General features: G+C 55.4%; 6 protein-coding genes. 1 reads left to right on the top strand and 5 read right to left on the bottom strand.

From position 1 onward, the window contains the following. Positions 1 to 42 precede the first annotated feature (42 nt). From WX88_RS30610 to WX88_RS31630, 5 genes are all read right to left on the bottom strand, one after another. Positions 43 to 216: a hypothetical protein gene (locus WX88_RS30610; RefSeq protein WP_156176464.1), complete on the bottom strand. Its 174-nt coding sequence runs from the start codon at positions 214 to 216 to the stop codon at positions 43 to 45. A 529-nt stretch (positions 217 to 745) separates the two neighbouring features. After that, entirely contained in the window at positions 746 to 2,344 is a 1,599-nt protein-coding gene (locus WX88_RS26095) for an RHS repeat protein (protein ID WP_082116321.1), read from the bottom strand. A gap of 48 nt (positions 2,345 to 2,392) precedes the next feature. Continuing rightward, positions 2,393 to 4,270 (bottom strand): hypothetical protein, encoded by a 1,878-nt coding sequence (locus WX88_RS26090; RefSeq protein WP_156176463.1) that lies wholly within the window; start codon positions 4,268 to 4,270, stop codon positions 2,393 to 2,395. A 2,304-nt stretch (positions 4,271 to 6,574) separates the two neighbouring features. Further along, complete coding sequence (locus WX88_RS26085) at positions 6,575 to 7,168, bottom strand: PIN domain-containing protein (RefSeq protein WP_046247370.1); 594 nt, start codon at positions 7,166 to 7,168, stop codon at positions 6,575 to 6,577. Further along, on the bottom strand, positions 7,165 to 7,620 hold the full coding sequence (locus tag WX88_RS31630; protein WP_072053124.1) for a helix-turn-helix domain-containing protein: 456 nt from the start codon (positions 7,618 to 7,620) through the stop codon (positions 7,165 to 7,167). The genes WX88_RS26085 and WX88_RS31630 overlap by 4 nt, the downstream gene beginning before the upstream one ends. 718 nt (positions 7,621 to 8,338) lie before the next feature. Between WX88_RS31630 and WX88_RS26075 the strand changes: the two genes are divergently transcribed. Next, positions 8,339 to 8,617, top strand: a 279-nt coding sequence (locus tag WX88_RS26075) for a transposase (protein WP_046247369.1), incomplete at its 3' end; no start/stop codon positions are given.

Genomic DNA, 8,617 nt, shown 5'->3' with positions numbered 1-8,617 from the left:
AGAAATATACGTCCTGCTTCTGTCCGTCATTCCTAGACCACCTCAGCCGAGCTGGGGCGGCAGCGGGCCGGAGAAGTGGTTGGTGTAGAAGGAGAGGTAGGTCAGGCGGGTGAGCAGGCCAATCTCGGCGGGAATGGCCCCGCTCAGCCCCGTCTGGGCCACAATCAGGCGGGTGAGCTGGCGCAGCTGGCCCAGCTCCCGGGGGAGGGGGCCCACCAGCCCGGGGGCGCCGTAGAGCTCGAGCTGAGTCAGGCCGGCCAGGCGGCCCAGGGTGGGGGGGGAGGGCGCCTTGCAGGTTGTTGCGTCCGCTCACGAGCCCCGTCACGTCGCCGCCGGCCACGGTGACCCCGTACCAGGTGGCGGCCTCGGCCAGGGTGGTGCCCGTCAGCCAGTTGGTGCGATTCGTCCAGGCCGGGCCGCCGGTAGCCGTGTAGAACTGGCGCAGCACGCGCAGCTCGGTTGTATCGGCCACCAGGCCCTGCCCCGCGGGCAAGGTCTGGGCCCAGGCGCCACTGGTGTCAGGCAGGTGGCTCAATCCGAGCATGATGCCGAACAGGGTAAGAAGGCGGTAAAGCGGAGAAGTCAGCTTCATAGTAGTGGAGAAGACAAATAAGAAATACCTGGCGAAAAAGAGCCGCCTGGGAGGTGGGCAATAGTCTAAAATTGAAGCTGTTTAAAAATTCGCTGGCCTTATGTAGCACAACCTGCTGGGCTGATCGAAGCAGGACGACCTCCGGGGCATACCCTACTGGCCCGCGTAGTGATATTGCTGCTGGGTGAGAATGCGCCCTTGCTCGTCGCGGGCGCGCAGCAGCCGTCCCAAGGCGTCGTACTCGTAAAAGGTGGTTCGCCCCGAGGGGTCTGTTTGCGAGGTAATGCCCACCAGGGGGTCGTGGGTAAAGCTGGTCATTCGCGCACCCACTGGGTGCAGGCGCAGATCATCAACTAGAATGGGCGCATTGATAGAAGTAGCGTCCAGGGTAAGGCGGTCTACGCGGGTCAGACGTAGGCGCAGGCGAAACTGCTTCCATCCATTCGCGGCTGTTGCGACCAGTTGTTCGGACACGACCGCCGCAGTGGGATAAACTTGGGGGCGTTGCGTAGCCTGTGCCCAGAACAGCAGCTCATACTCACCGGCCGTGACGGAGTCACAGCTAATCCCCCAGGTACTGTTAAGCCGGTAAGCCCACCGCCCCGCTCGCCCGCCAGGCACGCGGTGGCCGCTACTCAAGTCGTAGGCCCAGCGCCCCGCTGCTAGCGGTTCAAAGCTTGTATAAGCGGTTTGTTTCCAGGCCGCCTTAACGCTTTGACCGATTATTACGCTGCCGGTTGAATCCCAGAGCAACGCGGTTGGTTCCTCCACATCGTTATGAAACTCTAGCAGACTACCGGTCTGCTTGTCGTAGCGGTCGTACTCTATGACGCGCGGCGGCGTCCCGGTCCCGGCCGTTATGGCGACCCGTTTCTCCAGGAATTTGCCATTGACCTGTACAAAATCCTTGGCGTAGCTATTGGTTGAAGTGGTTGACGAGGCGCTGTTCATTCCGGGCACTCGCCGTACAGTGCGCGTCACACTGGCTATGTCGCTAATCTGGTTGGCACTCACCATTTGCCCCAGCACGGCCATCGCCGGGCTCACGTTATCGTAAGGATAAGTGTAGGCGACCCGCTCGGTTACGGAATCCGTTCCGGCGTGCGACAGCTGCTTTACCTGTAGCTTCAGCTGCCGGTAAGCATCGTATCGATTCTCAGTAACTGTGCGCCAATGCTGAGGCCCGGCGTAGTGGCGCTCTACCACCTTGGCCAGCAAGGTTTCCGACCCATAAATGGGATAGAAACCAATGAGATGCTGAGCCATTCGCCTTGGAAAGAAATTAGGGTTACCAGCCGTTGCATCTGTGACGGTGCGCGTGGTATAACCCATAATCCTCGCCCCGTAATAGATAGGAGAATTTCTGACAATGTAGAAATTGCGGCTGGACCGTAGCAGTCCACCCGCCTTACTGTAGTACGCAACGGAGTCGACGGACCCGTTTTCCGGCTTTTCCCACGCTTTGTACGCGGGCAGTACGCACGAGAGCTGCCGGCCAAACAAAGCCGCATTCACGGTAACATCTGGGTTGTTATGATAGAACGTAATCGTTTTGCCATTGGACTCGCCATTCGTGTCCAGATTTTCGGTTGTTACCTTTCGATAGCCCACTCCACTAATCGAACCGATGGGATTAGGGGTAAAACTGCCGCTGGTTGATGCCTCAGTAAGGGAATCCTGAGCAATACTGCCCTGGAAAATGGGACCTATCGGGACAAAATCTACGATACTAATCCGCAGACGTCGAAACATGGTAACGGGCAGAATGGCCCGCCCGCCCGCGTAGTAATAGTTTTTTACCTAGGCAACCTGACCTAGTCCATCGTAAGAGAGAACCTGCTTAACCCGCATGCCATTTCCTTTTGAAACGACATTGTTCGTACTGTCAAAATCCGGAACCCAGTAATTGGTAAACTGATTCAGCTCATAAACATAGGCTGCGCTGCCACCCGTCGGAAACTGTATGCCCGTCAGGCTACCCGCCGTGATGAAGGCCGCGTTGGCCGACGTATTACAGTTCGTATTACCTAATCGCGGTCGGCGAAATCGGCTGGGGTTAGGTATCAGGGTTGTCGTACTCAACTGGCCATTGTAGTACCCCCAAAAGTCCTGGGCCAGTGAGTTTTTTGCCGGCAAGGGCACCGAGCTGTAGGTAAAGCGATGGGGCGGGTCCGTTTTATCCTTGACGGTCAGCAGCTTCAGGCGTAGTTGAGCCGTGTTGTTTGGCGAAGTGAAATAGGCCGTCTTCGGATCGGTTGGGCTCGCTGCCACTGCCAACGTGTACGCATTGCCCCCAATGGGAGACGAATCGAAGTAATCGTAGCTGAAGGCAAAATCGTGAATGCAGGTAGCTTGCTTGGCCGCAACACTGTAGACGCGTAAGGCATCTAGTTTACTTCCCCCCACCACATCCCGCCGTGGCGAGGAGCTAAACGTTACATTGCCCTGTGGGAAGGTGATGGCGGCTAAGGAGACTGCATATTCTCGGGTATAGGAATATTTTTTATTTAGTTGCTCAAATGCAGTGCCCGACGGGATGCCATAATAGCCAGTTACATCGTAATTATAGCTTCCGCCTACATTACCTCCCACTGGCTGAATCAGGCTGGGGTTAGGAGAAACCCACTGCTTATTTTCTGAATAGGCCGGAAACTGGTTATTCTTCAGGGGGCTTTTTACATACTCAGCGGTAATAACCGATCTATTGCGCGTGATTATTTTTGTCAGGAACCATACTTTCGAGGTTGGTTGCCAGGCACTGCCCGTGCCGCCATAAATACTGCGACCACTGGAGGCGGCTTCGGTGAGGTTAACGAATTCGAAAAAATATTCCTCGCCGGCAGGAACTTTAATCCGCCACCCGGTCAGCGTATTATTAGCTGCCAGGATTTTAGTCACCTTGTACCCGGCTTTATTCAGCGGGACCATCTCATTGGTATAAAAATCTAAAACAAACGCCAGCGAGTGCCCCAGAAAGTTTGCCTTAAAGACGTCTGGTTCCGAATCGACTTCGTTTCCGTCAAATAAATTTATCCGGGGGGTATCAATATCACGGTCTACCGGAGCGTAATAGTCGGTAGCAACCATAAAACCATGCAGGGGGGCCACGGGCAAAACCCTACCGAAGCCATACGGATTATATTTGCGAGGTACGGAATAAGGAAAACCAATCTCTCTATACGGGTAGCCCCCCGTGAGGGGCCCCGAGTTCGAGTAGTCAGGAAGAATCTTTTTAGTAGCCAGTCCCGCGGTAATTGGCGAGAACAGTGCAAAGTCATCTACATCATTGATAGTCTGCACAATGCTTCCCAATTGCAGGTCCCAGCCTAATCCCACCCAACTCGCTTCTTGGTTGATTCGGATACCACTCGCGTGGTAGCTTAACTCAAGCGGCAACTGGCAACCATCAACCTTGATGTTGTAAAGAGGCACCCTGATGCTGGGAATTCCCGTATACTCACTAACGGGCAAATCGGTGTATTTAGTAAATTGAAAAGCCGTCGGCGAAACAGGTATCTGGTTTTCGGCGTTAGCGCTATATGGTTTATAGCCCGACCCTTGGCCCTGACTTGGCGCAACTGTCCACAATACCAGCAGACTTGCGAGTAATAAGAAGCCGTGACGATGAAATTTGAAAAAGTTGGAGAACATAATGCTGAACGTAGAGAAAGTCTTCAAGTAGAGGAATAATAGGGGGCTGCTTAGGCGTCATGCGACCCATAAGTCAGGGAGTGGGCTTTCAGCAGTGAAGACCACGATCGTAGCCGACCGTTAGGGGCGGGACCGTCGGGTAATGGCTATAAGCTAGGGTGTGTTACAAGCTGCTTCGTTCTGCGAACATGTGCGGTCCCAACCCACCCAAAAAGTAGTGCTGATAGTAGGTAGTCCGAGGTGGCACTGTCCCCCTACTGGTAGTGGGAGGGCAGCCGTGGAAGAAGCGCGAGCCACCCTATCGGTGCGGGAAAAGCGAAACATGCGGTAAAGGCAGCAGCGAGCGTCTCTCCCCGAACAGCTAATCCTTTTACGGCTGGCGCTCCCTCTTACAACTGGTTCAGCAGCTCTACACGCACATCTAGGCGCTTTTTGCCCCTGCCGCAATGCTCATCCCGAACAACTCCTGCCGAGTGTAGCCCTCGCTGCCGAGTGCCCGCGTGTAACGGCTGCAGGCGACGCCTGATGCGATTGGTACGGTATCCAGGAGAGGATGCCAGGACGGGTCGTCCGGGGCGAGTGGTAGAGTTGTCATCAAAGAAAAAGAAGGGTAATATTTCTGGCGCGGCGGTAGCAAAGGTAGGGGGCCTAATACCTTTTCCAATGTATTTCCATAAATAGAAACAAAATAATGACATTAAAGGCAGCCTAAGCCCGCCAGTGGTGCGGCCTAGCCGATCCCCGTGTTTCTGGGGTTCTCGTTACCACGGGGTCGGAATGAAGCAGGGACGAATGAGCGACTTTTACCAGCCGGTTGTTAACGAGCTGGCCTTGGTTAAAAGGGTGGTACAGAAGTTACATCGCTGGCCCGCACCCGTGAATCAGGGTATCAGAAAGCCGTCAACAAGTCCCTGTGGGTCCTTTGAGTGCGGCTACGTCCGGGCTCGGGCCTGTCCAACTGGAGCCCGGCGCTTCGGCACGTCTTGCTCCCGGCATCCCTCCGGCAGGGCCTACCGGGGGGCTTTCCGCGGCGCGCTAGCGGGGGCAGGCCCACCGCCCAGGCTTCCACGCCCGGGTGGGGCTAGCGCGGCGCTGGTACGCCGCAACGGGGGCTAATACGTCTCGTACTGCTCCAGCCAGGGGCAATAGCAGGTATCCGGGGACGCGGGGTAGCGTTGTCACCAGTAGAAAAGAGAAAGAGGAAAGGAAGAGGAAAAAAAGCCGCGTTCCTGGTGCGGCGGCAACAAACATAGCGGAGTCGTCAGCTTCTGCAATTTATTTCCACAACTAGAAACAAAATAATGATATTGAAAGCGGCCGAAGCCCGGCCGTGGTGCTTGCCTCGCCGCCCCCCGTATTCCCTCAAGGCGGGTTCTCACCCGTGTGCTGGTCGTCCCGCGCCTTTCTCTGCCGGCTTCGTGCTCTCCGTGAGCCGGGCCATATTGGGTGGCCGTCGGCCGCAGCGGTGACCCCAGCCGGCTACCGCACCCGATGCGGGCCTTCTTAGAGCAGCTGGGGGCTAAACGTACGCTGAGCAGTTTGTGATTAGGGCCAGAAGGCCGTAACTTATTGACCCAATATAATTTGTGTTCTGATAATCTGATTTGCTCAAAAAAAGAGGTTCAGAAAGACAGTCCAAAAACACACAGCCTCTTGGATTATTGGATCTGGGGTTGCGTTAGTAATTAGACAAAGAATTGCGCTAAGCGCATAAATCACATATTTTCAGATACTTGTAGGTGTTTTCGTCCGGTATAAGGGGTTCTTCTTCCAAAAGGGCGGATTTACACGCTAAGCCGGATTATCAAAAAGGGTGACCGAAAAACAGGCCGGGAAAGGCTGATTCCAAGTCGTACAGGGGGTGTGAGTTGCCTATCAGAAAGGATTTCCTTTTTGATAAGCTTGGCATACCCTCTCAATTGCTTGGAATCGCCCTTTTTACAGGTGTTTGAGAGCCACCCTTTTTGATAAAGGGCTTAGCGTGTAAATCCACCCGTTTGGAACAAGAACCCCAATAACTAACAGATCGAGCAAGCGATGACGGGTACGGCCAGCGCAACGCGGGTCGGGCAGGGTGGCAAAAGAAGCGAGTAAGTCATTCAGCATGAGAAGCTTGCCAATGCCTGAAATGGCAAAGATCAGCCTTCGAAAACGTGCCCCCTATTTTGATGCGTAAGCCCTGAAGCAGGTCCATATTTCACAAATAGGTTACTCACTTAGTATTGAGAGGCGGCACGCCAGGCACTGCGTGCACCACATCTTTAGCTCCGTGACAGGTCCCGCGATGCTCAGCACCTCCTCCATGAAAGCCAATTGGTCGGGTTGCATGGGTCAGGGGTGAGGGGGAAGAGCAGGAGTCATCAACGCATCTAATCGAGCAGCCGAAGCGGGCAAGCTGCATTTCCGCAGGTTGCTTAACACCTGGGCCGCCGCGATGGGCGGGTTTCTCAGCCGGGCTACTTGTTTAAGAAAAGCCTCCAGCGCCTTGGCCGGATTCAGGTCAATGAGGTTGCAGATGAAGTCGTCCGGGTGCTGCACCTCCACATCGAAGGTGCGGATATAGGGCGCGGGAAAATGCCTGAGATTCAAGGTCACGATGACGTCGGCCTGGGACCGTAGGGCAACCGCTAACACGTGGCGGTCGTCGGGGTCGGGCAGGGTCAGCGCGGGAACAAAGACCTCGTACCCTTCCACGTTTGCGTCGTCGAAGGCCGTGTTCATCATCTTGGTGGTCCGCTCCAGCTGCTCGGCGGGAATATCGAGGCGGTTGGCCAGCAGGTTGCGGGTCCATTCATCCTGAATCAGCGGCGACCACTTGGGTTTGTATAACCCAGCAAAGGCCAGGCTCAGCAGCAGGTCGCGGATGGGAACGGGGTAGAGGACGCAGGCGTCGAGGACGGCAACAAACCGGGGCGAGTGAATCATTCGTAGCCCATGTTGAATTCCTGCGCCTGCTCGGCCAGCAGCTGCAGCTGGTGCTCCCGTATTTTCGCTTGCTTCGCCTCGTAGGCCAGCAAGTCTTCTAGCAGAATCCGCCGGTGGCTGCCCACCTTCTTGTGAGGCAGGGCCCCCTGCTCCAGCAGCTTGACCAGGTGGGGCCGGGAAACGTTCAGCATGTCGGCTGCCTGCTGGGTGGTCACCTCCGAATCGGAGGGAATTAAGGAAACGGCCTTGCCCTGCGCCATGCTCGAGAGGATGAACTGTAGTAGCTCCAGCGCCTTGCGGGGAACGGTAATATCGGTTCCGCTCTCCTGAATGCGGATTTTTACGCCCTCGCGCTCCGGCCCGTTTTTCGCAAAAGCGAGGGCGAAGTTGTACAGCGAAGCACGGGCCACCTTCTGGTCCCGAAGGGAGGGTTTTTCAAGTATGGCTTCCATGGTCATATCGGTTATCGTTTACAAATCTATAAACGAAATAAACGAAACAAAGATTTCCCTAAAAAGTAATTCGGCTCTTTATAATGGCTTATTCATCTACCCACTTCCTAGTAACTCCAAAATGGACTGCTACTGATGAAGCTAGTGAAGCTCAAGTAAAATAAGGGGTACCAGGGGTACCACTAGACGGGGTTCTTCTTCCAAACGAATTCGCCAACAGTATCCAAACGAGCGGAGAATGTTACATAAACGCTCGTTCTAGTGAACGGGCACTTCGAGTTGGACACGTAGAAAATCGGCTTCTCCACCCCTCCAATAAACGGTATCAAAAAACGGCCCGGAAAACCGGCGTTTCCGGGCCGTTTGGGCACTCGTCGAAACCCTCCAGAAAACGGCCGTGGCTGTTGCAGAACCCCAATCTGGCTTGGTAGACAGGCGGTTTAAAGCAGGAAGCGGGCTCGCAATGCGCTAAAATAGGCCTTTTGCACCTATATCAAGATGGACGCAGGCCGATGTTGAGCTGTCTGCGGACTTCTGCAACAGCCACCACCGTTTACTTGAACGGGCATCTCTAGCCAAGAGGCGGTACCTTGCCAAACGAAGCGTTGCTGCTTTTAGCCCGAGTTGTGCCATCCCGAAACACCGCCCTTCCGCCGCATGCTCAAACTGAGGTGGTCTAGGAATGACGGACAGAAGAAGGACGTATATTTCTTTTGTCATGGCAGCAAAAACCAACGGGACGTCGCCCGACAAACGGCGTAAATACGACGAGGCGTTCAAGGCCGAAGCCCTGCGTCTAGCCAGCGAGAGCCGCAGCACCCAGGCCGCGGCCCGGCAGTTAGGCATCAGCCCCAAGCTACTCTACCGCTGGCAACAGGCGCAGGTGGTGGCCGAGGTCGGCAGTGTGGAAGTGGCCCGCGACCCGGAGGTGCGCGCCCTGCGCGCCGCCAACAAGCGGCTGGCGCAGGAACTCGACATGTTAAAAAAAGCCTTGGTC

Origin of the sequence: Hymenobacter terrenus, assembly GCF_000972495.1 — a bacterium.
GTDB lineage: Bacteria > Bacteroidota > Bacteroidia > Cytophagales > Hymenobacteraceae > Hymenobacter > Hymenobacter terrenus.
This window is presented reverse-complemented; position numbering and strand designations above follow the sequence as displayed.